This is a genomic window from Mesorhizobium sp. B2-1-3A, assembly GCF_006442655.1.
Taxonomy (GTDB): Bacteria; Pseudomonadota; Alphaproteobacteria; order Rhizobiales; family Rhizobiaceae; genus Mesorhizobium.
The window spans coordinates 405,157-429,321 of the sequence record NZ_VFWK01000001.1 but is presented as its reverse complement, the minus strand read 5'-3'; the positions used below and the strand labels follow the sequence as shown (position 1 = coordinate 429,321).

Below are 24,165 nucleotides of genomic sequence, written 5' to 3'. Positions count from 1 at the left end.
AAAACCGGTCGCCACTTTTCCCTGACAAACTCTGATGATCCTGTTATTGAGCGCATCAGCCTGAAAATCGGACTCGATTTTCAGAAAAGATCATGCGCCAAATCAAAGTGCTACAGCGTTCGTTGCGCGCCCGAAAGGATGCGCCACGCTGTAGCAGCGCAAACGGACAAAGGCCACATGGACGACAACGACAGGAAATCTCCGCGCCAAAAAGGTCCGGGCAAGAAACCCGCGGCTCCGCGAGGCGACAGGGGCGGCAAGCCATCCTTTGGCGCCAAGAAACCCTACGCGCCGCGCGGCGATCGTCCGATGGCCGCCGAGGGCGAGCGCCCGAAGCGTGACTTCAAGGGCGGCGACAAGCCGTTCAGCAAGGGGCCGCGCCCAGCGGGCAAGCCGTATGAGAAGCGCGAAGGACCGCGCAAGCCCTACGCGCCGCGCGGCGACCGTCCGATGGCGGCTGAAGGCGAACGCAAGCCGTATGAGAAGCGTGAAGGACCGCGCAAGCCTTACGCCCCGCGCGGCGACCGTCCGATGGCGGCTGAAGGCGAACGCAAGCCCTACGAGAAGCGTGAAGGACCACGCAAGCCTTATGCCCCACGCGGCGACCGTCCGATGGCGGCCGAAGGCGAACGCAAGCCGTATGAAAAACGTGAAGGGCCACGCAAACCCTACGCGCCGCGTGGCGACCGTCCGGTTGCCGCTTCGGCAGAGGGTGGCGAAAAGCGTTTCGAACGCCCCAAGCGTGATTTCGGCGATCGTCCGAAGCGTGACTTTTCTGACCGTCCGAAGCGCGACTTCAGCGATCGTCCCAAGCGCGACTTCAGTGATCGGCCGCAAGGGGCTTCAGGCGGCTTCAAGCCGCGACCGCGGCCCGCCGAGGCCACGGAAGAAGCCGGCGAACGCATCGCGAAGCGGCTGGCGCGCGCCGGGCTTGCCTCGCGCCGCGATGCCGAGGAGCTGATCGCCGCCGGCCGCGTCAAGGTCAATGGCCGGGCGCTGTCTTCGCCGGCGTTCAATGTCATGCCTGGCGACATCATCCATCTCGACGGCATGGAAATCCCGCCGATCGAACGCACACGCCTGTTCCTGTTTCACAAGCCGGCCGGCGTCGTCACCACCAACCGCGATCCCGAGGGCCGCAAGACCGTCTTCGACGTGCTGCCGGCCGAATTGCCGCGGCTGATGACCATTGGCCGGCTCGACATCAACACTGAAGGCCTGCTGCTGCTCACCAATGATGGTGGCCTGTCGCGCGTGCTCGAACTGCCGGCCACCGGCTGGCTGCGCCGCTACCGTGTGCGCGTCCACGGCAAGGTCGAGGAGAGCGCGCTTGCCGGCCTGCGCGAAGGCATTGCCGTCGACGGCGTGTTCTATGGCGCCATCGAAGCCAGCCTCGACCGGGAGCAGGGCTCCAATGCCTGGCTGACGATCGGCCTGCGCGAAGGCAAGAACCGGGAAGTGAAGAACATCCTCGGCGCGCTCGGCCTCGACGTGACGCGGCTGATCCGCATCTCCTACGGTCCGTTCCAGCTCGAGGACCTTGCCGAAGGTCACGTGCTGGAGATCAAGGGCCGCGTGCTGCGCGACCAGCTTGGCGAACGCCTGGTGGAGGAATCCGGCGCCAATTTCGACGCCGAGATAGCAAAACCCTTTTCCAACAAGCCGGTGCGGCGCACTGAAGTTCGCGAGCCGGAACCCGAACGGCCGAAATTCACGCGTGATGGCGAGCGCCGGCCGATCGGCGAGGGCGGGCTGATCAAGAACCGCAAGCGCCGGGAAGGCAGCCGCGACGAGGCGCTCGGCAAACTGTCGACAAGCCCCGACAGAAGCGAGAGGCCGGAAAAGAGCTTTGGCGAGCGTGGTCCGAGGCCAGAGCGTGGTGGCTTTGGTGACAAGCCACGCGGCAGTTTTGGCGACAAGCCGCGCGGTGGCTTCGGCGACAAACCTCGTGGCGGCAAGAAATCCGAGCGCGAGCAGCGGCCGATCGAGCCGCCCGGCCAGCGCAAGGCCAATGTCTGGATGGCGCCTGGTGCCCGGCCGATCGGCAAGGGCAGGGCGGAAGCCGATGCCGCCAAGGCGGCCGACGCCAAGGCGCGCAAGGCGTCGTTCAAACCGTCCTATGGCAAACCCGGCGGCAAACCGGCAGGCGCCAAGCCATTCGGCAAGCCGCGTGGCGAGCGTCCTGGCGGCGCCGGCGGCGGTGAGCGGCCGCGCGGCGGCCCCAAGGGTCCCCGGACAAGATGAGAATCGTCGGCGGTGAGTTTCGCGGGCGTCCGCTGGCGACGCCTCGCAGCAGCGCCATCCGTCCGACGACCGACCGCACCCGCGAGGCCGTCTTCAACGTGCTGGCGCATCGTTTTGCCGAACAGTTGGACGGCGCGCGCGTGCTCGACCTGTTCGCTGGAACCGGCGCGCTGGGTCTGGAGGCGCTATCGCGCGGGGCATCCTATGGTGTCTTCATCGAGGAATCGGCCGAAGGCCGTGGCCTGATCCGCGACAATGTCGAGGCGTTCGGCCTGACCGGCCGCACCAAGATTTTTCGTCGCGATGCGACAGGCCTTGGCGAGGCGGGCACGCTGGCGCCGTTTGGCCTCGTCTTCGCCGATCCGCCCTACGGCAAGGGTCTTGGCGAGCTTGCCTTGCGGTCGGCGAAAGCCGGCGGCTGGCTGCGCCCCGGCGCGCTGTGCGTGGTCGAGGAGACGGCGGTGGTTCCCTTCGAACCAGGCCCGGGCTTTTCCGTGCTGGATGAGCGCAATTACGGCGAAACCGTCATCCGTTTCATCGAGGCTGCCTGATACACCCGCGTTTGTGATCCCTTCCGAAGGCAACGGGTAGGCCGAGTGCCTTCAAAATGACGAACAAATTCGCTTTGCCTCGACTGGCAACCCCGCCTATCGTCCCCGCCATGACAACCGGAGCCATCGATGAAACGTCCTGAATGGCTGCGCGCAATGCTGCTGACGACCGCTCTGGCGCTGATCAGCCCCGCCGTTGCGGCCGATGATGGCACGGTCACCAACTTCCTGCTCGACAACGGCATGGAAGTGGTCGTCATTCCCGACCATCGCGCGCCGATCGTCACTCACATGGTGTGGTACAAGATCGGCAGCGCCGACGAGCCGCCAGGCAAATCCGGCATCGCCCATTTCTTCGAGCATCTGATGTTCAAGGCGACGACAAATCACGCGGCCGGCGAGTTCGACCGCGCCGTCTCCGACATTGGCGGCTCCAACAACGCCTTCACTTCCTACGACTATACCGCGTTCCACGAGACGGTGGCGCCGTCGGCGCTCGAGCAGATGATGGGCTTCGAGGCGGACCGGATGCGCAACCTCATCCTCACAGATGATGTCATCAAGACCGAGCGCGATGTCATCCTCGAGGAACGCCGTTCGCGCATCGACAACAATCCGCAGGCGGTGCTCGACGAGGAAGTCGATGCCACGTTGTGGCAGAACCAGCCCTATCGCATTCCGGTCATCGGCTGGATGCAGGAGATGGAACAGCTGAACCGCACCGACGCCACCGCCTTCTATGACAAATACTACCGGCCCAACAATGCCGTGCTGATCGTGGCCGGCGATGTCGAACCGGAGACGGTGAAGGCGCTGGCTGAGAAGACCTATGGCAAGGTGGCGCGCGGCCCGGACCTGCCGCCGCGCGTGCGCCCGGTCGAGCCGGAGCAGAACACCAAGCGCACCGTCACACTCTCCGACGCCCGCGTCAGCGTGCCGAGTTTCTCGACGCAATGGGTGGTGCCGTCCTACCACACCGCCAAGGCGGGCGAGGCCGAGGCGCTCGACCTGCTTGCCGAAATCCTCGGCGGCGGCAACCGCAGCCGGCTCTACCAGGCGCTTGTGGTCAAGCAGGGCATCGCGTCCAATGCCGGTGCGTATTTCCAGGGCACCATGCTCGACGACACCAATTTCACCGTCTATGGCGCGCCGCGCGGCGACGCCAAGCTGGCCGACGTCGAGGCCGCGGTCGATGCCGAGGTGGCGCGTATCGTCAGCGATGGCGTCACATCCGATGAGCTTGAAAAGGCCAAGGACCGCTATATCAGGTCGATGGTCTTTACCCGCGACAAACAGGACTCCATGGCTGAAATGTATGGCTCGACGCTCGCCACCGGCGGCAATGTGCAGGATGTCCAGCAATGGCCGGACCGTATCCGAAAGGTCACGGCCGACGAGGTCAAGGCCGTCGCCGCACGTTACCTGGTGCTGGCTCGCTCGACCACCGGCTATCTCTTGCCGCAGCAACAGGCGGGGAATTGATGATGAACTCTATGCATATGCGCGAGGCGGTGAAAGCGCCTTCCCTTCTCCCCTTGTGGGAGAAGGTGGATCGGCGCATAGCGCCGAGACGGATGAGGGGTGCGCCACGGAGTGCCGTCCTCGCCAAGCTGGAACACCCCTCATCCGACCTCGCTTCGCGAGGCCACCTTATCCCACAAGGGGAGAAGGGAAGACCGCGCGTGGCCACCGCGCTCGCAATCCTCTTCCTCACCATCCTCTTCCTGGTCCTGCCGGCGCTTGCCGCCCGCGCCATGGAAATCCAGTCCGTCACCTCGTCGAAGGGCGTCACGGCCTGGCTGGTGGAGGATTATTCCGTACCGGTCGTCGCCGTTCGTTTCGTCTTCGGCGGCGGCTCGACGCAGGATCCGGTGGGCAAGGAAGGATTGGCCAATCTGATGACCGGCCTGTTCGACGAGGGTGCCGGCCCGCTCGATTCGGAAGCCTTCCAGATCAAGCTCGACGATGCCGGAGCCGAGATGAGCTTCGACGAGAGCCGCGACGGCGTCTATGGTTCGATGCGCATGCTGGCCGAGCAGCGCGACGAGGCGTTCGACCTGTTGCGGCTGGCGGTCAACGAGCCGCGCTTCGACCAGGCGCCGATCGATCGCATCCGCGCCCAGATCCTGTCCGGCATCATCGCAAACGAGAACGACCCCGACACGGTGGCGCAGAACAAATGGGCGCGCGCCATCTATGGCGACCATCCCTATTCGCGCTCGGACCAGGGCACCAGGCAGAGCATCGCGGCCATCACGCGGGATGATCTGAAGGCCCTGCACAAGGCGGTGTTCGCGCGCAGCGGCCTGCATATCGCCGTGGTCGGCGCCATCGACGCCGAGACGCTGAAGAAGAAGCTCGACATGGTGTTCGGCGACCTGCCGCAGAACCAGGCGCTCGCGCCTGTCGCCGATATCGAGCCTAAATTGGCGCAGCATCTGGAAGTCAATTACGACTTGCCGCAGACCTCGCTGCAGCTCGCCTGGCCCGGCGTGAAGCGCAAGTCGGCGGATTTCTTCCCGGCGGTGCTGATGAACGAGATCCTCGGCGGCGGCACCTTCACCTCGCGCCTGTTCCAAGAGGTGCGCGAAAAGCGCGGGCTGGCCTATGGCGTCAACTCCTCGCTGGTCAACCAGGACCATGCCAACGCGCTGATTGTCACCACCGGAACGCGCTCCGACCGTGCGGCCGAGACGCTCGGTATCGTGCGCGATGTCGTCAAGCAACTGGCCGAGAACGGTCCGACCGAGGCAGAACTCGCGGCGACCAAGAAATATCTCATCGGCGCCTATGCCATCAACAATCTGGACTCATCGAGTTCCATCGCCGCGACGCTGGTCGAATTGCAGCTCGACGATCTCGGCATCGACTATATGCAGCGCCGCGCCGGCTACATCAACGCGGTGACGCTCGACCAGGTCAAGGCGGCTGCGCAGAAGCTGCTGACGGCCGAGCCGACCATCATGGTGGTCGGGCCTCCGCTGTCGAGGGCCGGCAAGGGATGAGCCCGACCTTCGGCATAGCTTTCGGCGGCGGCGGCGCGCGCGGGCTGGCGCATATCCATGTCATCGAGGTGCTGGACGAACTCGGTATCAAGCCGGTGACGATCGCCGGTTCATCGATCGGTGCCATCATGGGCGCCGGCATGGCCGCGGGCATGACCGGCAAGGATATCCGCGACTATGCCCGCTCGATCCTCGGCCGGCGCGCCGAGGTGGCGAGCCGCATGTGGCGCGCTCGTCCGGGCACGATCGCGGAAGCCATGCAGAACGGCATCCGTGTCAGCCAGTTCAATGTCGAGCGAATCCTGAAGGCGTTTCTGCCCGAGGCCATCCCCGAAACCTTCGCCGAGTTGAAAATCCCGTTGAAGGTGACGGCGACCGATTACTTCGGCCACAAGCTGGCGGTGTTCGCGGATGGCGACCTGCATTCCGCGCTGGCCGCTTCGGCGGCCATTCCCGCCGTGTTCCGCCCGGTGATGCGCGACGGCAGGCTGCTGATCGACGGCGGCATCTACAATCCCGTGCCATTCGACCTGATCGAGAACGACGCCGACATCATCATCGGCGTCGACGTCGTCGGCGCGCCGGAAGAGGTCGACCGCAAGCAGCCCACCTCGGTCGACCTGATGTTCGGCGCCACGCAGCTGATGATGCAGTCGATCATCGCCAACAAGCTGCAACAATGCCGCCCCGACATACTGGTCCGCCCGGCAGTATCAAAATACCGCGTGCTCGATTTCCTGAAGATCGACGCCCTTATGAGCGAGACGGCTGATATCAAGGATCAGCTCAAGCGGGAGCTGGAGAGGGTGGTGGAGGCGCGTGAAAAGCGTGTCATCCGCCCGAAACGACAACCGTCTTCAAGCCGACGCCTTGCACCCTGAAGTAGTCGCGTGCACCGGCGGGTGCCGAGCTGGCAGCTTTTCCTTCTGCCTTGTCAGGCCGAGATCGGTTGCCCGGTCATCTGGCTGCCGAGATTGGTGAAGAACTGGCCGGCAAGCTTGCGCGAGGTCGAATCGATCAGCCGGCTGCCGAGTTGGGCGATCTTGCCGCCGACATCGGCCTTCACCGTGTAGGAGAGGATCGTGGCATTTGGCCCATCCTCGGTCAGCGAGACATCGGCCCCGCCCTTGGCGAAGCCGGCAATGCCGCCCTTGCCCTCTCCGGAGATCGTGTAGGAGCGCGGCGGGTTGAGATTGGTCAGTTCCACCGTGCCTTCGAAACGCGCCTTGATCGGTCCGACCCGCAGCACGACGGTCGCGGTCATGTCGGTATCCGACGTCTTCTCCAGCGTCTCGCAGCCCGGAATGCAGGCACGCAGGGTCTCCGGATCGTTCAGCGCTCGCCATACCGCGTCGATTGGCGCCTCGATGCGCTCTTGCCCGTTCATATCCATCGTCTATGCCTTTTCTGCTGCGGATTGATTTGCCGCCGTAGAGCGCTGTCCTTCGCGGCGGCGTTGTGTGATTTCGGCGAGGATCGACAAGGCGATCTCCTCGGGTGTGATGGCGCCGAGGTCGAGTCCGGCCGGCGCCTTGATGCCGTCCAGCGCCACAGGCGAGACGCCGTCGGCTATCAGTTGTTCGCGCAACGCCGCGATCTTGCGGCGGCTGCCGACGAAGCCGCGGTAGTCGGCATCCATGCCGAGCGCCGCTTTCAGTGCCGCCTCATCGCCTTTACCTTGCGTGGAAACGACGACGAAGCGTCTTGCGCCATGATGTGCTTCGGCCCGAAATCCGTCGACGAGCAGATCCGCGTCGGGCATGGCGGACAGGTCCGCCATCGGCGATGCCAGCGTGACGTGGTAGCCGAGAGGCCTCGCCTGCTCGATCAGTGCCAGCGCCACCGGGCTGGAACCCAGCACGACAAGGGACGGGCGCGGCAGCACCGGCTCCACGAAGATGTCCATCGTGCCCTTGGACGGGCACATGTTCTTGGCGAATTTTATCCCGTCACGATCGTCGCCCGCGTGCACTCCCAGTTCCTCCAGAAGATTTTCCGGTTGAATCGAGATCAGCCGCGATTGCCCGTCGGCCAGCGCCTCGCGCGCCGCCTTGAGCGTGGCCCCGCGTGCGCAGCCGCCACCGATCCAGCCGGCCTCGATGCGGCCGTCCGGACGGATCACGGCCTTGGCGCCCGCCTTGGCCGCCGTCACCGACACGGTGCGCACCACGGTGGCGAGCACAAAGGGCTCTTCGGCCGCCTTCAGGCGCGATACGATATCGAGCACATCGACATGGGCGTTCATGGCAAAACCTCCCGTCTCCGTCACAGTTTGCTCAAATAGGGTTCGAGCGCGGCCAGGCTCTTCAGCGTATGCGCCGGCGCGAACAGATCGACATGCGGCAGCGCTGCCTTGATGCCGGCGGCCTCCGGCGCGTAGCCGTCCCAGCCCATCATCGGGTTCAGCCAGACGATGCGCCGGCAACGCCGCCCAAGCTGCTCCATCTCGTGGCCGAGCAGGGCTGCGTCGCCGGTCTCGTAGCCGTCCGAGACGATCATCACGCAGGTGCGTGAATGGATGACGCGGGCGGCGTGCCAGCGGTTGAAGGTCTGCAGGCTCTCTCCGATCCTCGTGCCGCCACCAGCGCCCTGGGCCATCATCGACAGACGGTCGAGCGCGCGCGCCGCATCCTTCTCCCTCATGGCGTCGGAGACATGGGCAAGCCTGGTGTGGAACAGGAAGGCCTCGGCTTCGCGAAAGGCGTCGAGGACGCCGTGGATGAACCGCAGGAAGGCGCCGGTATACATGCTCATCGAACCCGACGCATCGAGCAGGATCACCAGCCGCAGCGGCTTTTGCTTGCGCTGCCGCCTGACCAGGCTGACCGGCACGCCGCCATGGCTGATGTTGCGATGGATGGTGCGCCGGAGGTCGAGCCGGTAGCCGCGCCGACGCGCGAGGTCGCGCCGCGTCAGCCTTGTGCGCATGAGACGCGCCAACTGTTCGGCGATGGCATGCGCCTCGGCTATGTCGGCGGGGTCGGAGAGTTTGCGGAAATCGGTTTCGGCGATGGTTTCCGTCCGCGAGGCGCCCTCGGCGCGTCCTTCGCCGGACCGTTCCTCGGCGCTTGCCTCGCCGCCGGAGGCGATCTGGTCGAATGCCTCGCCACCCTTCTGCTTGTCCTGCCCGTCCTGAAGCGACTTCACCGACGGATTGTTGGCGTTGGCGGGCCTGCCTGAAGCGGCAATGCGCGAACGCACACGCTTCTTCAGCCAGAACGCATCGAAGATGCCGTCGAATTTCTCCCAGTCGGCCTTGCGGGCCGAGAACAGATGCTTGAAGGCCGAGCGCAGCAGGCCCGGTTTTTTCCCGTACCCAGCGGCAAGCAGCGCCGCGGCATCCTGGCCTTCACGCGCCCCCACCGCGAAGGCGGCGCCGCGCAGCGTGGCAAGGAAGGCCGAGAGTTTGCGCGAGACGAGGCGCGAGACCTCGTCCATCTCGTCGAGGGTCGGAGGGGTGCCGCAGCAACTCATGCCACTCTCCCCAATATGCGCTGCGTGACCTCACGCGTCATGCGCGCGCTGTCCTCCCGGGTTTTCATCAGGCAGATCAGCGTCTCGTGCACGTTTTCGGGCTTCTCGTGCAAGTCCGTCACATCGAGGCCGACAAGCGCCGCGGCCCAGTCGAGCGTTTCCGCGATGCCCGGCACCTTGCGCAATTCCTCCTTGCGGATGCTTTCGACCATGCGGGCGATCTGCAGCGAGAGCGCGGCGCCTGCCTGCGGGATTCTCGCCATGATGATGCGTGCCTCGCGATCGACGTCGGGATAGTCGACATAGTGGTAGAGGCAGCGCCGGCGCAGTGCATCGGACAGTTCGCGGGTGCCGTTCGAGGTCAGCACGACGTGCGGAACGGATATGGCCGTGATGGTGCCGAGTTCAGGGATCGAGACCTGAAAATCGGAAAGCAGTTCAAGAAGAAAAGCTTCGAATTCCTCGTCGGCGCGATCGACCTCGTCGATCAGCAGTACCGGCGGCTTTTTCCTCCGGATGGCGGCCAGCAGCGGCCGCTCGAGCAGGTATTTTTCGGAGAATATCCTGTCCTCGATCGTGTCGGCGTTGCGGTCGGTGCCGGCCTTGTGCGCCTCGATGGCAAGCAACTGGCGCTGATAGTTCCATTCGTAGAGCGCCGCCGATTGGTCGAGGCCCTCGTAGCACTGCAGGCGGATCAGTTCCGTGTCGTGCACGAAGGCCAGCGCCTTGGCAACCTCGGTCTTGCCGACGCCCGCCTCGCCCTCCAGCAGCAGCGGCCGTTTGAGCAACTGCATGATGCCGATGGCGGTCGCCAGTTCGGCGTCGGCAATGTAGCCTGCCGCGGCAAGGCGGCCGGCGATCTCGTCGCGGGGGAGGGCCATGGGAAGGACTACCCCACCGCCCCCAGCTGCTTCGCCACCCGCCAGTTGCGCCAGTAGTCATGCGGCATCTGGATGTGCGTGGAGCCGAGGAACGAGAAAGCGTCGTTGACGGCGTTGGAAAAGGCCGGCACGCCGCCGACATTGGGGCTTTCGCCGACGCCCTTGGCGCCGATCGGATGATGCGGCGACGGCGTCACGGTGAAGTCGGTTTCCCAGCGCGGCGTTTCGACCGCGGTCGGAATGAAGAAATCCATGAACGAGCCGGTGGTGACGTTGCCGGCCTCGTCATAGGCGATCTCCTGGCCCATGGCGATGGCGAAGGCCTCGGTCAGTCCGCCATGCACCTGGCCCTCGATGATCATCGGGTTGATGCGCGTGCCGCAATCGTCAAGAGCGTAGAAGCGGCGGACTTTGTAGACTCCCGTGTCGACGTCGATATCCATGACGCAGATATAGGCCCCGAACGGATAGGTCATGTTGGGCGGATCGTAATAGCTCACCGCTTCCAGGCCCGGCTCCATGCCGGGCGGTGGGGAATTGTAGGCGATCCAGCAGATGTCCTTCATGCCGAGGAATTTCTCCGGCAGTCCCTTTACCCGGAAGCCGTCGATGTCCCATTCGAGATCGTCTTCATGGACCTCGAGCTTGTAGGCGGCGATCATCTGTGCCTTGGCCTTGATCTTGCGCGCGGCCATGGCGATGGCGGCGCCCGCCACCGGCGTCGAGCGCGAGCCGTAGGTGCCAAGTCCGTAAGGCGCGGTGTCGGTATTGCCTTCCTCGACCATGATGTCGTCGGCCGGAATGCCGATCTCGGTCGCGATGATCTGCGCCCACGTCGTCTCGTGACCCTGGCCCTGGCTCTTGGTCCCGACCCGCGCGATGCCGGCGCCCGTCGGGTGCAGCCTGATCTCGCAGGAATCGAACATGGCGATGCCGAGGATGTCGCAGTTCTTCGACGGGCCGGCGCCGACGATCTCGGTGAAGAAGGAGACACCGAGGCCCATGATCTCGCGCGTCTCGCCGCGCTTGAACGCTTCGCGCCTGGCGGCCTGTTCCTTGCGCAGCCCTGCGTAGTCGACCGTCTCCATCATCTTCTTCATGGCGGTCTGGTAGTCGCCGGAATCATATTCCCAGCCGAGCGCGGAATGGTATGGGAACTGCTCCGGCTTGATGAAGTTCTTGAGCCGCAACTCCGCCGGGTCCATGCCGAGCTTCTGGGCAAGGATATCCATGCCCCGCTCGATGCAGTAGGCGGCTTCCGTCACCCGGAACGAGCAGCGATAGGCGACACCGCCCGGCGCCTTGTTGGTGTAGACGCCGTCGACTGCCAGATGCGCCACCGGGAAGTCGTAGGAACCGGTGACGATGTTGAAGAAGCCGGCGGGCCATTTCGACGGATCGGCGCAGGCGTCGAAGGCGCCGTGATCGGCCAGCACGTGGACGCGCAGCCCGGTGACCTTGCCTTCCTTGGTCGCCGCGATCTCCGTCGTCATGTGGTAGTCGCGGGCAAAGGAGGTGGCGGTCAGGTTCTCGATACGGTCCTCGACCCATTTGACAGGTTTGCCCGTCACGATCGATGCCACCGCCGCGCAGATATAGCCGGGATAGGCGCCGACCTTGTTGCCGAAGCCGCCGCCGATGTCGGGCGCGATGACATGGATCTTGTGTTCCGGAATCTTGGCGATCAGCGCCACCACGGTGCGGATGACGTGTGGCGCCTGGAACGTGCCGTAAATGGTCAGTTCGCCCTTCACCTTGTCGAAGGAGCAGAGGCACTGGCAGGTTTCGAGCGGCGACGGGTGGGTGCGATGGTAGGAGATCATCTCCTTGATCGTCACCTCCGCCTTGCGGAAGGCGGCGTCGGTGAGATCCTTGTCGCCCACCGTCCATTCGAAGATATGGTTGTGGTGCTTGCGCGGGCCATGCGCACCGGTCGTCTTGCCGGCAAGATCCTCGCGCAGCACGGGCGCATCGGTGTCCATCGCCTTGAAAGGATCAACCAGCGGCGGCAACGCCTCATACTCGACCTCCACGGCATTGATGCCGTCGTCTGCGGTGTAGCGGTCGCTGGCGACGACGAAAGCGACTTCCTGGTTCTGGAACAGGACCTTGCCGTCGGCCAGCACCATCTGCACATCGCCCGCCAGCGTCGGCATCCAGGCTAGATTCACGGTCTTCAGCGTCTCCGCCGTGATCACGGCGAGCACGCCGGGGATTTTGAGCGCCTTCTCGGCGTTGATCGACTTGACGCGGGCATGGGCGTGCGGCGAGCGCACGAAGTCGCCATGCAGCATGCCGGGCAGCTTGATGTCGTCGACATAATTGCCCCGGCCTTGCGTGAAGCGGATATCCTCGACCCGCTTCCTCTTGCAGCCCATGCCTTCCAGTTTCGCTTCGCGCTGTTCGCGCGTGGGGGTCATGTCGTTCATTCCGCTGCCTCCTGGAATTCCGTGCCGTTGATCTTGGCGGCTGCGTACTGGATTGCCCTGACGATGTTCTGGTAGCCGGTGCAGCGGCACAGATTGCCCGCGATGCCGAAACGGATTTCTTCTTCAGTGGGGTTCGGGTTCTCCTGCAGAAGCCGGTGCGCGCGCACGATCATACCCGGAGTGCAGAAGCCGCATTGCAGTCCGTGCATCTGCCTGAAGCCTTCCTGCAATGCCGCCAGCGTGCCGTCCGCGTTGGCGATGCCCTCCACCGTGGTGATCTCGGCGCCGTCGGCTTGCACGGCAAAGATCGTGCAGCTCTTCACCGACATGCCGTTGAGATCGATGGTGCAGGCGCCGCAATGCGTCGTTTCGCAGCCGATATGGGTTCCGGTGAGTTGCAGGTTTTCGCGGATGAAATGAACGAGCAGGGTACGCGGCTCGACGAGGCCGTCGACCTCGACACCGTTCACCTTCATGCTGACCTGGGTTTTCCTTGCCTGGGTTGCCATCTGGGTCTCCTCCTCAGGCCGCCTTGGCCGCGGCGCGTTTCAACGCCCGCTGGACCATGATGCCGCCGACATGTTTCCTGTATTCGGCCGGCCCCCTGCCGTCGCCGGCAGGCTCCATCACCGCCTCCGCCGCCTCGGCCGATCTCTTCAAGGCAGCGTCGTCGAGGCTGGTGCCGATGACCGCTTGTGCGGCGTCCTCGGCCAGCAGCGGGGTCTCCGACAGGTTTGTGAGCCCGATCACGCAGGTCGCGACCTTGCCGCCGCTCATCGTCAGCATCACGGCGGCAGCGGCGGTCGCATAGTCGCCGATCTTGCGTTTCAGCTTCTCGTAGGCGTAGCCATGGCCGACCGGCGGTACCGGGACCGACACCGAGGTCAGTATCTCGCCGGGTTCGAGCGCGGTGAAATAGGCGCCCTGGTAGAACTCCCGCGCGGCCACAGTGCGGATGCCGTCGGGACCTTCCAATAGGTAGTCGGCGCCGAGCGCCATCATCAGCGCCGGCATGTCGTTGCCGGGATCGCCATTGGCGACATTGCCGCCGATGGTGCCGCGATAGCGCACCTGCGGGTCGGCGATCAGCAGTGCCGTCTCGTGCAGGACCGGCAAGGAGGATGCGATCACGTCCGAGGCAAGCAGGTCGTGCTGGGTGGTCATGGCGCCGATGACGATGCGGTCGCCATCGCGTCTGATGCCCTTGAGGCCATCTATACCGTGGAGGTCGATCAGATGGTCGGGCGTCGCGAGCCTGAGTTTCATCATCGGGATCAGGCTGTGGCCGCCCGCCAGCGGCCGCGCCTCCTCGCCAAGGTCGGCGAGCAGCTTGATCGCATCGGCGACGCTCGCCGGGCGGTGATAGCTGAAAGGTCCTGGAATCATGTCGGTCTATCCTCCCTCGAGCCGGAACTCGGATGCGGTTCCGGTCACGAATAACATGGTGGGGAGGCTGTCCCCGCTGTCCGGCATGCGCAAGACATGCGGGGTCCAGGCGTCACGAAGAGCGCGGAAAGGCACGAAATGCGGTAAATTCCGCACGAATTGCGTCAGTCATCGTGACCTATGCCGGGGAGGTGGTCAGGTGGCGCGTCGGATCAGGCCCAGCCGCGCCCTGAGTTCGGCGATCTTGGCACGGCTCACCGGCACAAGATGCGGTACGACGCCGTCGAGTTCCACCACGGCGCCGTCTCCCTCCTTGCGGATCATCGTGACGTGGGGGATTGAGACGATATGACTGCGGTGGACGCGGATAAAGGTGGCTGGATCGAGCTGCGTTTCGGCCTGGGAGATCGCCCATGGACACATGCGTTCGCGATTGCCGTCATGGACAAGCGTGTAGTGGGCGTCCGCCTTGACGCTGCGGATCTCTCCCACATCGATGAAATGCGTGCCGTCGCTGCCCTCGACGGGCAGTCGCGTCGCGGCGGCGATGCGCGGTTGTCCCAGTCCTCGCAGCGGCAAATGCCGTTGCGCCTGCAGGCCCGTCAGGTCGAAACCGCTTCCATCGGGCCTCGTGCTTTCCTCGGCATCGAAATCCTGCCCATCGGCCGCGCCGGACGCGACCGAAACGCGAGGGCGCGGCTCGGGGACGAGGAACAGCAGAAAGCCGGCCACGATCAGGAAGCACAGAAGCGAGACGATCAGGGACAGGACCTGCGGCGAGGCGATGAGGCCGTCCGAGCCGTGGTCCAGAGCCGGCGCCGGCACGAAGCGCATGCCGTACATGGCGGTGTAATGCATGCCGGAAACCGCAACCCCGAAAGCCGCCGCGCTGAGCGCCAGGCGCCTGCCGACATGACGCGCCAGGAACACACGCAGGCCGCCATACGCCGTGCCGACAGCGATCAGGACCGCCATCAGCACCATGGCGCGCTCGTGCTCGACGCGGAAGGCGCCGGCCAGCCCGTGGATGCCGACATAATGCATCGACACGATACCGGCCCCGAGCAACAGCGCCGACGCCATGACACGGCCGTCCGAGGGCTCGCCCACCGAGACGAAGAACAGCGACACGCCGACGACCAGGGCGCAGATCAGGAAGGAGACGATGGTCGGCAGGACGAGATAGACGGCGTCGCTCGGGAGCGGTGCCGCCAGCACGCCGACGAAGTGCATGGTCCAGATACCGACCGCCAGGAAAAAGGCGGCGCCGGCGAGCAAAAGCCTACGCCCGGCACCGGCGGTACCGCGCACGCGGGCTGCGAGCCCGAAACCTGTGTATCCTCCCAGGATCGCGATCACCACCGAGAGCGCGACCAGGTAGGGGTTATGCCCTACGAACATCTCGGTACTGGGCCCGCGAGACATCCACCTGTCCGCGCACCTTCTCCCGAATGATAGTTTACATCCGAAGGCCCTATTTGCAATCCGGCTGTCGGCCGGATTACAGCAGTCGCGGCGTCAGTGAGCGCAACGAATTGCCAAACCTTGCGTCATAGGGCGCCAAGCCATCACAAGACGTGCTCTGACGGCGGGCCTAGAGCAATTCCAGGAAAAGTGTGAGCGCTTTCCCTTGGGAAAATGCGTCAAAACAATGAGATAGAGCGTTTCGCCGTTTCCGTGAAACGCTCTAGTCCTTCGCGCGCTCCACATAAGCCCCATCGGCTGTCATCACCACCACGCGGGTGCCAGGCGCGATGTGCGGCGGCACGGTGGTGCGAACGCCGTTGGAGAGCACGGCGGGCTTGTAGGAGGACGACGCCGTCTGGCCCTTGGTCGTCGGCTCCGTCTCGACCACTTCGAAGGTGGCGCGCTGCGGCAGCACCAGGGCGATCGCGATGCCGTTGAACTGCGAGACCTGTACCGGCATGCCTTCCTGCAGATAGGGGGCGGCGTCGCCGACCACGGCTTCCGTCACCGCCACCTGGTCGTAGGTCTCCGGGTTCATGAAGTGATAGCCTTCGCCGTCGGCATAGAGGAAGGTGTGCTCGCGCTCCTCGACATAGGCGCGCTCCACCTGTTCGGTGGTGCGGTAGCGCTCCGAAACCTTCACCCCGTCGCCGATGCGGCGCATGTCGAGCTGCGTCACGGGCGTGCCCTTGCCTGGGTGGATGTTTTCGGCAAAGAGGATCACATAAAGCTTGCCGTCCTTGTCGACGACATTGCCTTTGCGGAGCGAACTGGCGATGACTTTCACCACGGTTTTAAATCCTGCGAGAGTTGACGGGCGTTTGCCGGCTTGTGCGGCGCTGGTAGCGCATCTTGGCGCGAACCGCCAGCCCCCGCTGCAAACTGACATGGCCCGCACCAGCGCGCCTTCAGTCCGCTCATGACCGCCGCTTCACCCTGGTGGACGCCTGATGTTCACGCGGACCGCCGCCCGCGCCTGCTGCTGCGCAATGGCCTGACGGCTGCCCTGCGCGACTGGTTTGCTCGCAACGATTTCATCGAGGTGGAAACATCGGCCCTGCAGGTATCGCCCGGCAACGAGGCGCATCTGGCGGCTTTCGCCACGGAAGCGGTCGGCCCGGATGGCGCGCGCTCGCCGCTCTATCTCCACACCTCGCCGGAATTCGCCTGCAAGAAGCTGCTCGCCGCCGGTGAGGTCAGGATTTTCAGCCTGGGTCCAGTCTACCGCAATCGCGAACGCGGCCCCTTGCACCATCCCGAATTCACCATGCTCGAATGGTACCGTGTGGGCGAGACCTATGAGAGCCTGATGCGCGATTGCGCCGATCTGCTGGCACTGGCCGCGACGAGGGCAGGGGCGACGCGCTTTTCCTTCCGGGGCCGTGACTGCGATCCGTTCGCCGAGCCCGAACGGCTGACGGTGGCGGATGCCTTCACCCGCCATGCCGGCATCGATTTGCTGGCCACCGTCGCCGCCGATGGCGGCACGGAGCGGCAAGCACTTCACGCCGCCTTGATCAAGGCCGGCCTGCGAACCGCGCCTGACGACAGCTGGGCCGACCTGTTCAGTCGGGTGATGGTGGAAAAGATCGAGCCCAACCTGGGCATCGGCTCCGCCACCATCCTGTGCGAGTATCCAGTCGCCGAGGCGGCGCTGGCGCGGCCAAGCCCGCGCGACGCCCGCGTCGCCGAGCGCTTCGAGCTCTATTGTTGCGGCGTCGAGCTCGCCAATGGCTTTGGCGAACTGACCGATGCCGAAGAGCAGCGTCGGCGCTTCATCCTCGAGATGGACGAGAAGGAGCGCATCTATGGCGAACGTTACCCGCTGGACGAGGATTTTCTCGCCGCCCTTGCCATCATGCCGCAGGCCAGCGGCATCGCGCTCGGTTTCGACCGGCTGGCGATGCTGGCGACCGGTGCCCGGAAGATCGAGGATGTGATCTGGACGCCCGTGGCGAGCCGTGAACCGGTCAGCCACCGGCTTCGCCCTTGATCTGCCCGCCAGGAAGCCGGCGCCGACACCTGCAATCGATCCACTGATTCCGGCCTTCGCCATTGCACAAGCCTGATTGGAACAATAGATGGTGTGCGGCGGCCATGGGCTGGCCGTAGCAGCAGGATCCTGGGCATGGCCGATACATCAGATGCAGCAAAACTGACCGACCGCGTCGCGGCGCTAGTCGAGGCCGCCAAGAAGGCAGGCGCCGATGCAGCCGACGCTGTGGCCGTGCGCGGCCGATCCACCGGCGTGTCGGTGCGGCTCGGCAAGGTCGAGGCCACCGAATCGTCTGAGGCCGAGGACGTTTCGTTGCGCGTCTTCGTCGGTCAGCGAGTGGCGAGTGTCTCGGCCACCGCTGCGTCCGACCCGGCAGCGCTTGCCGAGCGCGCTGTGGCCATGGCGAAGGTCTCGCCCGAGGACCCCTATCAGGGGCTGGCCGATCCGGCGCTGCTGGCAAGGCAAACGCGCGATCTCGACCTGTTCGATGCCACCGAAGTGTCCGCCGACCAGTTGAAGGAAGCGGCCCTTGCGGCGGAAGAGGCAGCGCTTGCCGTCAAGGGCGTGACCAATTCGGCCGGCGCCAGCGCCGGCGCGGGTCTTGGCGGCCTGGTGCTGGCCACCTCGCACGGGTTCCTTGGCCACTATGTCGGCTCGCGTTTCTCGCGCTCGGCCAGCGTCATCGCCGGCGAAGGCACCGGCATGGAGCGCGACTATGAATTCTCCTCGCGCCAGCATTTTGCCGATCTCGACGCGCCGGCGGATATCGGCCGCAAGGCCGGCGAGCGCGCCGTGCGCCGCCTTGGCGCGCGCAAGGCGGCGACCGGGCCGGTCGACGTGGTGTTCGATCCGCGCGTGGCGCGCGGCATCGCCGGCCATATTGCCGGTGCCATCAATGGCGCCTCCGTCGCGCGCAAGACCTCGTTCCTGCGTGATATGATGGGCAAGCAGGTTGCCGCATCCGCGATCACGGTCACCGACGAGCCGCTCAGGCCGCGTGGCCAGGCCTCGCGTCCCTTCGACGGCGAAGGCGTCGAGGGCGAAAAGCTTCTCATGATCGAGAAGGGCGTGCTCAACCACTGGTTCCTGTCGACTTCGGCGGCGCGCGAACTGGGACTGATCACCAACGGGCGCGGATCGCGCAGCGGCTCCTCCGTTTCGCCGTCCTCAACCAATCTCGCCATCGAGCCGGGCGAGCGCTCACCCGAGGATCTGATCAAGTCGCTCAAGACCGGTTTCTATGTCACCGAAGTGTTTGGCCAGGGTGTCGACATGATCACCGGCGAATACAGCCGAGGCGCTTCCGGTTTCTGGATCGAGAATGGCGAACTGGCCTATCCGGTCGCCGAAGTCACCATCGCCTCCAACCTGAAGACGATGTTCCTCAACATGGTGCCGGCAAGCGACCTCGACCGCAATTTCGGCACCGCGGCGCCGACGCTCCTGATCGAAGGCATGACCCTTGCCGGAGCCTGAGCTGACCACCGCCGGTGCCCCTTCTGACGCCGCTGGGGATCTGCCGCTGCTGCAGGATGCCGCCCGCGAAGCGGGCCTCATCGCCATGCGCTATTTCGGCAACAGCCCGCAAGTCTGGATGAAGGGCGGCACCTCGCCGGTCAGCGAAGCCGATCATGCGGCCGATGCCTATCTGCGCCGCACCCTGCTGGCGGCGCGGCCGGATTATGGCTGGCTGTCGGAAGAGACGGTTGACGATCCGGCACGGCTTTCGGCGCGCCGCACCTTCGTCGTCGATCCGATCGACGGCACGCGCGGCTTCCTGGAGGGCCAGCGCACCTGGTGCGTCAGCGTCGCCGTCGTCGAGCAGGGCCGCACGCTCGCCGGCGTGCTCGAATGCCCGGCAATGGACGAGACCTACTGGGCGCTGCCCGGCCAGGGCGCGTTCCGCAACGGCAAGCGCATCGCCGTGCGCGCGCTTGGCGACAAGGCTGAGATATCAGGGTTGAAGCAGTTGATCGACCTGGTGCCGGCCGGCTGGCAGAAGCGGCTGACACGGGCGCCCTACAGCCCATCGCTTGCCTATCGCCTGGCGATGATCGCCAACGGCACGCTCGACGCCACCTTCGTCAAGCCGAACGCGCATGACTGGGACATTGCCGCCGCCGATCTCATCCTGCGCGAGGCCGGCGGCCGCTTGCTTGACCCGAATGGCCGCGCGCCGCTCTATGCCGGCGAGGTGACCCGCCACAGCGCGCTCGCCGCCGGCAGCGGTGAATTGCTGGCGGTGCTCGTCGATGTCATCGCCGGGCTGGATGCGTGAAAGCATTTTCGAAGGTTCCAAAGTCGGCGGCTTTGGTCTAGACCTGTCACAAACTCACAATATGTGAAGGACCGACATGACCGCGGAAGACGGTAAGAAACAGCTTTTGCATCTGGTGTTCGGCGGCGAACTGAAGAAACTTGGGGGTACCGAGTTCCGCGATCTCGATGGGCTCGACATTGTCGGCATCTATCCAGACTATCAATCCGCGCACACAGCGTGGAAAGCCAAGGCGCAAGCCAGCGTGGACAATGCCCATATGCGTTATTTCGTCGTTCATCTGCACCGCCTGCTGGATCCCGACAGCAAGGACGCCGGTTGACTTCGATGGAGCAGGACCTGGCGAAAGGGCCAGCCAGCGACGCCGCGCCCAAGGGCAGGGGCGGCAGCCGCACGACCAAGACCTTCTGGCGCAAGATACGCGAACCGCTCGCGCAATCGCGATTCGTCAAGAACGCCATTGCCAGCCTGCTCGCCCAGTTCGTGCGCCTGGTTCGCCTGACCAGCCCGCTGGTCGCCGGATCGGCGCGCTTTTCGGGCGGCGCCTACGCTGAATTCGAGCCCGGCATCATCGCTTTGTGGCACGGCCAGCATCTTTTGACGCCGGCCTATTATCCGAAGCGCAAGCCGCTGGTCGCCATGGTGTCGCGCAGCGCCGATGCGGAGCTCAACGCGCTGATGCTGGAGAAATTCGGCATCGAGGCGGTGCGCGGTTCGGGCGGGCGTGACAATGCAAGGCATCTCGACAAGGGCGGGGCCAAGGCCCTGATCGCCCTCAAAAAGTCGCTCACGGCTGGCAAGAACGTCGCCATGATTGCAGACATTCCCCACGGCACGCCCCGCGACGCAGGGCTCGGCATCGTTCTCCTGGCGCGTCTCTCGGGCAGGCCACTCCTGCCTGTCGCCATTGCCACCAGCCGCCGCAAGGTGCTGGAAAGAAGCTGGGACAAGACCACCATCAACCTGCCGTTCGGCCGTTCCGCGGTGACCATCGGCGAGCCGATCTTTGTGGCGGCGGACGCCGATGACGCCGAAATGGAGCGCAAGCGCCAGGAAGTCACGACCGCGCTCAACGCCGCCACCGCCGAGGCCTACCGTCTCGTGGATGGCCGGCGATGAGTGGCCGCTGGGCGCGCGCCATGCTGGGGGCATACCGTTTCGCAGGTGCCGCGGCCTATCCGCTGGTCGGACCGTATGTCGCCTGGCGCACCTCGCGCGGCAAGGAAGACCGCAACCGCCGCCGCGAGCGCTACGGCGTCGCCGGTCGTCCTCGCCCCGAAGGGCCTGTTATCTGGATCCATGCCGCGAGCGTCGGCGAAACCATAGCCGTCGTGCCCCTCGTCGAGAGCATTCTCGACTATGGGGTCAACATCGTGCTGACGACCGGCACCGTGACATCGGCCCAGGTAGCCGACGAGCGGCTCGGCGACCGCATCATCCACCAATATGTGCCGCTCGACCTGAAGCCGGCGGTCAGCCGCTTCCTCGATCACTGGCGGCCGGACCTGGCGATCATCGCCGAATCGGAAATCTGGCCGATGACCATCCTCGAGCTTGGCGCGCGCCATGTGCCGCAGGTTCTGGTCAATGGCAGGCTTTCCGACCGCTCGTTCAGCTCCTGGAAAAAGCGCGCAAACATCGCCGAGGCGCTGTTTGAGAACCTTGCCCATGTCGTTGCCCAGTCGGATGTCGACGGCGAGCGTTTCCGCGCGCTTGGTGCCCGGCCGGTCACGGTGTCGGGCAACCTCAAGGTCGACACCAATCCGCCTCCGGTTGACCAACGCGCGTTGGCCACCTTGCAGCGGCAGATCGGCGGCCGTCCGACTTGGGCGGCGATCTCGACACATGATGGCGAGGAAGTGGTCGCGGCGGAGGTCCACGCCACGCTGCACAAGCGCCACCACGGCCTGCTGACCATCGTCGTGCCGCGCCATCCCGATCGTGCCGAGGCCCTTGCCGCGCAGATTTCGGGCATGGGGCTGAAGGTCGCGCGGCGCAGCAAGGGCGATCGTATCGGGCCCGACACCGATATCCTGCTCGGCGATACGATCGGCGAGATGGGGCTCTATCTCCGGTTGACCGAGATCGCTTTCGTCGGCCGTTCGCTGACCTCCGAGGGCGGCCAGAATCCGCTCGAACCGGCCATGCTCGACACCGCGGTCCTTGCCGGCCGCAATGTACAGAATTTTCGCGAAGCCTATCAGCGCCTGATCGACAGCGGCGGCGCCAAGCTGGTGCGCGATCGCGACATGCTGGCCGGCGCCGTCAACTTCCTTCTGACCAACGAAGTGGCGCGCCATGAGATGATGGCGGCAGGGGTGGCGACCGTCGATGAGATGCGCGGCGCTCTGGCGCGCACGCTGAAATCGCTTGAACCCTATATCCAGCCGCTGGTCGTCAAGTCGCGCCTGAAGGGCGCGAACGGGCGTTAAGGTGGCCTCCGAAGCACCACCATTCTGGTGGGAAGAGCCGGACTGGAAAGTCCTGGCGCTGTCGCCGCTGTCGGCCGTCTATGCGCTCGTCGCCGGCCGCGGCATGCGGCGGGCCCGGCGCGAGAAGATCGAGGCGCCGGTTCTGTGTGTCGGCAATTTCACCGTCGGCGGCACCGGCAAGACGCCGGTCGCCATCGCGCTCGCCGAACAGGCCAGGCGCATGCGGCTGAAGCCCGGTTTCCTGTCCCGCGGCCATGGCGGCTCCTTCGCCGAACCGCATGTCGTCGATATCAGTCATGACAGCGCCAGGCATGTTGGCGACGAGCCGCTGCTATTGGCCGAACACGCGCCGGTGGCCGTGACGCCGAACCGCGCCGCCGGCGCCCGGCTGCTGCTGGAAAGGCACGGCTGCGATTTCCTGATCATGGACGACGGCTTTCAGAGTGCGCGCATCCATATCGACTACGCGCTGGTCGTCGTCGATGCCCGCTACGGCATCGGCAATGGCCGCGTCATTCCTGGCGGCCCGCTTCGGGCCAAAATCGTCGACCAGCTGGTCTTCACCAGCGGGCTGTTGAAGATGGGCGAGGGCACCGCCGCCGACGCCGTGGTGCGCCAGGCGGCGCGCGCCGGCCGGCCGATCTTCGAGGCCCATACGCAGCCCAGCAGCAAGACAGGGCTTGCCGGCAAGCGCTTCCTCGCCTTCGCCGGCATCGGCCATCCCGACAAATTCTTCGACACGGTACGCGAGGCCGGCGGCGAGGTGGTTCTTTCAAAGCCCTTTCCGGACCATCATTTCTATGCCGAGGACGAGCTTGCCGAACTGGCGGCGACGGCACGCACCGAAGGCCTCGGCCTCATCACCACCGCCAAGGACGCCGCCCGGTTGCGTCACGGCGCCCCGCAGGGCTTTCTCGACGGTCTCGACGTGCTGGAGATCGACACGGTTTTCGAGCTTGACCACGTGCCTGAACGCATCATCGAGGAAACGCTCGATGCCTGGCGGCAGCGAAAGCTGAGAGGGTAAGGCGCGATTGGCGTCGCCCATAACGAACTCAGAGGTGCTTCCACCTACTCAACGCCGGCTGCGTAGCTCCGGATGCGCTTCGATTTCGCGGCGCAGCGAGGCGGCGGCGCTGACGTAGGGCTCCTGCCTGGCGACGCTCCAGTATTTCAGTTCATCCAATGGGATGTTTTCCCCGGTCACGGCGCAGCGCACGAACGAGCCGGGGCTGGTGACCTGGAAATCGCCATCGAGGTAGCGGATGCGGGCTTCCTTGCCGCCCGGGCCTTCGAAACGGTTCATCATGCGGTGGTGCCGAGGTTCATGGAGATTTCATCGCCACAAATCTCCGGCCAGGTCAAGCTCGCGACAAGCCTCGGACAATGCTGAGGCGCTACGAGAGGCTGAAAAGCGCTTTTATCGGGGGCATGATGGATATTTCTTCCGCCCGCCTGGCTTCCTTGCTCAAGGAGGCGATGACGCCGCAACCCGTGCCGTTGGCAAAGGCAGATCCGGTCAGGACGGCCCTGGTCAGGGAACTGGTCCAGCCCCCGGCGCCTTCCCTGTTCGCGGAACGTACGGCGCCGGCCCTGTCGGCAATGCCCGCGGCGCCAATGGCCGTCAAATCGCAGCAGATTGCGTCAGCCGGTATCGTCGAGGCCTATCAGGCCCAGATCGAGACGAGGGACGAGGCGGCGTTGGCAACCGTCGTGGCCAGGAAAGCGGCGCCGCAAACCGAAACGCAGCGAGGTGCCTTGCCACCCACGGCAACGGCCAATGACAACGCTCCCGCCAGGGCTGCGGGAGTGTCCTTGCTGTCGTTTATCCCACCGCAGGTTCCGGTCCCGAAAAACGCAGCCGCCCTGGGTACACCGGCGGGACACCGAAGGCCTGGCAATCAATCCCGTGGTGCGGCGCCGAACCCCGAGCGCATGCTGGTGAGGATCGGTTTTGTTTCGATCATGACCGGTCTATTGGCAACCGTGATTTTCGGGTTCGTTCTGTTGCTGCTTCGCTGA

23 protein-coding genes are annotated in these 24,165 nt (G+C 65.1%); 13 read left to right on the top strand and 10 right to left on the bottom strand.

Annotated features, from left to right (window positions below):
• Positions 1 to 177 precede the first annotated feature (177 nt).
• The 5 genes from FJ977_RS02180 to FJ977_RS02160 all read left to right on the top strand — a co-directional run bounded on the left by FJ977_RS02180 (position 178) and on the right by FJ977_RS02160 (position 6,681).
• A complete protein-coding gene (locus FJ977_RS02180; protein ID WP_140768142.1) occupies positions 178 to 2,244 on the top strand; it encodes a pseudouridine synthase in 2,067 nt (688 codons plus the stop codon).
• Positions 2,241 to 2,795: a 16S rRNA (guanine(966)-N(2))-methyltransferase RsmD gene (rsmD, locus tag FJ977_RS02175; RefSeq protein ID WP_140768140.1), complete on the top strand. Its 555-nt coding sequence runs from the start codon at positions 2,241 to 2,243 to the stop codon at positions 2,793 to 2,795. The genes FJ977_RS02180 and rsmD overlap by 4 nt, the downstream gene beginning before the upstream one ends.
• A 129-nt stretch (positions 2,796 to 2,924) precedes the next feature.
• On the top strand, positions 2,925 to 4,277 hold the full coding sequence (locus FJ977_RS02170) for a pitrilysin family protein (protein ID WP_140768138.1): 1,353 nt from the start codon (positions 2,925 to 2,927) through the stop codon (positions 4,275 to 4,277).
• Positions 4,278 to 4,477: 200 nt separating this feature from the next.
• Positions 4,478 to 5,800, top strand: a complete 1,323-nt coding sequence (locus tag FJ977_RS02165) for a pitrilysin family protein (protein ID WP_140768136.1) — start codon at positions 4,478 to 4,480, stop codon at positions 5,798 to 5,800.
• Entirely contained in the window at positions 5,797 to 6,681 is an 885-nt protein-coding gene (locus FJ977_RS02160) for a patatin-like phospholipase family protein (RefSeq protein WP_140768134.1), read from the top strand. The genes FJ977_RS02165 and FJ977_RS02160 overlap by 4 nt, the downstream gene beginning before the upstream one ends.
• Before the next feature lie 53 nt (positions 6,682 to 6,734).
• Here FJ977_RS02160 and FJ977_RS02155 read toward each other — a convergent pair whose 3' ends face one another.
• From FJ977_RS02155 to efp, 9 genes are all read right to left on the bottom strand, one after another.
• Positions 6,735 to 7,193 carry a carbon monoxide dehydrogenase subunit G gene (locus tag FJ977_RS02155; RefSeq protein WP_140768132.1) on the bottom strand — a complete coding sequence of 153 codons (459 nt, stop codon included), beginning with the start codon at positions 7,191 to 7,193 and terminating at the stop codon, positions 6,735 to 6,737.
• 3 nt (positions 7,194 to 7,196) lie between these two features.
• On the bottom strand, positions 7,197 to 8,045 hold the full coding sequence (locus tag FJ977_RS02150; RefSeq protein WP_140768130.1) for an XdhC/CoxI family protein: 849 nt from the start codon (positions 8,043 to 8,045) through the stop codon (positions 7,197 to 7,199).
• Positions 8,046 to 8,065: 20 nt separating this feature from the next.
• Positions 8,066 to 9,274: a VWA domain-containing protein gene (locus tag FJ977_RS02145; RefSeq protein WP_140768128.1), complete on the bottom strand. Its 1,209-nt coding sequence runs from the start codon at positions 9,272 to 9,274 to the stop codon at positions 8,066 to 8,068.
• Entirely contained in the window at positions 9,271 to 10,155 is an 885-nt protein-coding gene (locus FJ977_RS02140) for a MoxR family ATPase (protein ID WP_140768126.1), read from the bottom strand. Before FJ977_RS02140 ends, FJ977_RS02145 begins: the two co-directional genes overlap by 4 nt.
• Positions 10,156 to 10,163: 8 nt before the next feature.
• Positions 10,164 to 12,584 (bottom strand): aerobic carbon-monoxide dehydrogenase large subunit, encoded by a 2,421-nt coding sequence (locus tag FJ977_RS02135; protein WP_140768124.1) that lies wholly within the window; start codon positions 12,582 to 12,584, stop codon positions 10,164 to 10,166.
• Positions 12,581 to 13,093: a (2Fe-2S)-binding protein gene (locus FJ977_RS02130; RefSeq protein ID WP_140768122.1), complete on the bottom strand. Its 513-nt coding sequence runs from the start codon at positions 13,091 to 13,093 to the stop codon at positions 12,581 to 12,583. The genes FJ977_RS02135 and FJ977_RS02130 overlap by 4 nt, the downstream gene beginning before the upstream one ends.
• Positions 13,094 to 13,106: 13 nt before the next feature.
• Positions 13,107 to 13,970 (bottom strand): xanthine dehydrogenase family protein subunit M, encoded by an 864-nt coding sequence (locus FJ977_RS02125; RefSeq protein WP_140768120.1) that lies wholly within the window; start codon positions 13,968 to 13,970, stop codon positions 13,107 to 13,109.
• Positions 13,971 to 14,165: 195 nt separating this feature from the next.
• On the bottom strand, positions 14,166 to 15,371 hold the full coding sequence (locus tag FJ977_RS02120; protein ID WP_140769675.1) for an MHYT domain-containing protein: 1,206 nt from the start codon (positions 15,369 to 15,371) through the stop codon (positions 14,166 to 14,168).
• A gap of 286 nt (positions 15,372 to 15,657) precedes the next feature.
• Positions 15,658 to 16,227, bottom strand: a complete 570-nt coding sequence (gene efp / locus FJ977_RS02115) for an elongation factor P (protein WP_140768118.1) — start codon at positions 16,225 to 16,227, stop codon at positions 15,658 to 15,660.
• A gap of 129 nt (positions 16,228 to 16,356) precedes the next feature.
• Here efp and epmA point away from each other — a divergent pair, with 129 nt between their 5' ends.
• From epmA to lpxK, 7 genes are all read left to right on the top strand, one after another.
• Positions 16,357 to 17,430 carry an EF-P lysine aminoacylase EpmA gene (gene epmA, locus FJ977_RS02110; protein WP_140768117.1) on the top strand — a complete coding sequence of 358 codons (1,074 nt, stop codon included), beginning with the start codon at positions 16,357 to 16,359 and terminating at the stop codon, positions 17,428 to 17,430.
• Positions 17,431 to 17,565: 135 nt separating this feature from the next.
• Positions 17,566 to 18,909 carry a TldD/PmbA family protein gene (locus FJ977_RS02105; RefSeq protein ID WP_140768115.1) on the top strand — a complete coding sequence of 448 codons (1,344 nt, stop codon included), beginning with the start codon at positions 17,566 to 17,568 and terminating at the stop codon, positions 18,907 to 18,909.
• Positions 18,896 to 19,711 (top strand): 3'(2'),5'-bisphosphate nucleotidase CysQ, encoded by an 816-nt coding sequence (locus FJ977_RS02100; protein WP_140768113.1) that lies wholly within the window; start codon positions 18,896 to 18,898, stop codon positions 19,709 to 19,711. The genes FJ977_RS02105 and FJ977_RS02100 overlap by 14 nt, the downstream gene beginning before the upstream one ends.
• Positions 19,712 to 19,787: 76 nt before the next feature.
• Positions 19,788 to 20,033, top strand: coding sequence for a DUF4170 domain-containing protein (locus FJ977_RS02095; protein WP_056562882.1), 246 nt, complete (start codon positions 19,788 to 19,790; stop codon positions 20,031 to 20,033).
• A 5-nt stretch (positions 20,034 to 20,038) separates the two neighbouring features.
• A complete protein-coding gene (locus FJ977_RS02090; protein ID WP_140768111.1) occupies positions 20,039 to 20,830 on the top strand; it encodes a lysophospholipid acyltransferase family protein in 792 nt (263 codons plus the stop codon).
• On the top strand, positions 20,827 to 22,143 hold the full coding sequence (gene waaA / locus FJ977_RS02085) for a lipid IV(A) 3-deoxy-D-manno-octulosonic acid transferase (protein ID WP_140768109.1): 1,317 nt from the start codon (positions 20,827 to 20,829) through the stop codon (positions 22,141 to 22,143). Before FJ977_RS02090 ends, waaA begins: the two co-directional genes overlap by 4 nt.
• A 1-nt stretch (position 22,144) precedes the next feature.
• Positions 22,145 to 23,170, top strand: coding sequence for a tetraacyldisaccharide 4'-kinase (gene lpxK / locus FJ977_RS02080; protein WP_140768107.1), 1,026 nt, complete (start codon positions 22,145 to 22,147; stop codon positions 23,168 to 23,170).
• A gap of 48 nt (positions 23,171 to 23,218) precedes the next feature.
• Here the strand turns inward: lpxK and FJ977_RS02075 are convergent, their stop codons facing one another.
• Positions 23,219 to 23,452: a DUF2093 domain-containing protein gene (locus FJ977_RS02075; protein WP_140768105.1), complete on the bottom strand. Its 234-nt coding sequence runs from the start codon at positions 23,450 to 23,452 to the stop codon at positions 23,219 to 23,221.
• 77 nt (positions 23,453 to 23,529) lie between these two features.
• Between FJ977_RS02075 and FJ977_RS02070 the strand changes: the two genes are divergently transcribed.
• Complete coding sequence (locus tag FJ977_RS02070; RefSeq protein WP_246682800.1) at positions 23,530 to 24,165, top strand: hypothetical protein; 636 nt, start codon at positions 23,530 to 23,532, stop codon at positions 24,163 to 24,165.

Coding starts and splice junctions, on each gene's coding strand:
- FJ977_RS02180 (WP_140768142.1), top strand. CDS start 178: ATGGACGACAACGACAGGAAATCTCCGCGCCAAAAAGGTCCGGGCAAG.
- rsmD (WP_140768140.1), top strand. CDS start 2,241: ATGAGAATCGTCGGCGGTGAGTTTCGCGGGCGTCCGCTGGCGACGCCT.
- FJ977_RS02170 (WP_140768138.1), top strand. CDS start 2,925: ATGAAACGTCCTGAATGGCTGCGCGCAATGCTGCTGACGACCGCTCTG.
- FJ977_RS02160 (WP_140768134.1), top strand. CDS start 5,797: ATGAGCCCGACCTTCGGCATAGCTTTCGGCGGCGGCGGCGCGCGCGGG.
- FJ977_RS02155 (WP_140768132.1), bottom strand. CDS start 7,193: ATGGATATGAACGGGCAAGAGCGCATCGAGGCGCCAATCGACGCGGTA.
- FJ977_RS02150 (WP_140768130.1), bottom strand. CDS start 8,045: ATGAACGCCCATGTCGATGTGCTCGATATCGTATCGCGCCTGAAGGCG.
- FJ977_RS02145 (WP_140768128.1), bottom strand. CDS start 9,274: ATGAGTTGCTGCGGCACCCCTCCGACCCTCGACGAGATGGACGAGGTC.
- FJ977_RS02140 (WP_140768126.1), bottom strand. CDS start 10,155: ATGGCCCTCCCCCGCGACGAGATCGCCGGCCGCCTTGCCGCGGCAGGC.
- FJ977_RS02135 (WP_140768124.1), bottom strand. CDS start 12,584: ATGAACGACATGACCCCCACGCGCGAACAGCGCGAAGCGAAACTGGAA.
- FJ977_RS02130 (WP_140768122.1), bottom strand. CDS start 13,093: ATGGCAACCCAGGCAAGGAAAACCCAGGTCAGCATGAAGGTGAACGGT.
- FJ977_RS02125 (WP_140768120.1), bottom strand. CDS start 13,970: ATGATTCCAGGACCTTTCAGCTATCACCGCCCGGCGAGCGTCGCCGAT.
- FJ977_RS02120 (WP_140769675.1), bottom strand. CDS start 15,371: ATGTTCGTAGGGCATAACCCCTACCTGGTCGCGCTCTCGGTGGTGATC.
- epmA (WP_140768117.1), top strand. CDS start 16,357: ATGACCGCCGCTTCACCCTGGTGGACGCCTGATGTTCACGCGGACCGC.
- FJ977_RS02105 (WP_140768115.1), top strand. CDS start 17,566: ATGGCCGATACATCAGATGCAGCAAAACTGACCGACCGCGTCGCGGCG.
- FJ977_RS02095 (WP_056562882.1), top strand. CDS start 19,788: ATGACCGCGGAAGACGGTAAGAAACAGCTTTTGCATCTGGTGTTCGGC.
- FJ977_RS02090 (WP_140768111.1), top strand. CDS start 20,039: ATGGAGCAGGACCTGGCGAAAGGGCCAGCCAGCGACGCCGCGCCCAAG.
- waaA (WP_140768109.1), top strand. CDS start 20,827: ATGAGTGGCCGCTGGGCGCGCGCCATGCTGGGGGCATACCGTTTCGCA.
- FJ977_RS02075 (WP_140768105.1), bottom strand. CDS start 23,452: ATGATGAACCGTTTCGAAGGCCCGGGCGGCAAGGAAGCCCGCATCCGC.
- FJ977_RS02070 (WP_246682800.1), top strand. CDS start 23,530: ATGCTGAGGCGCTACGAGAGGCTGAAAAGCGCTTTTATCGGGGGCATG.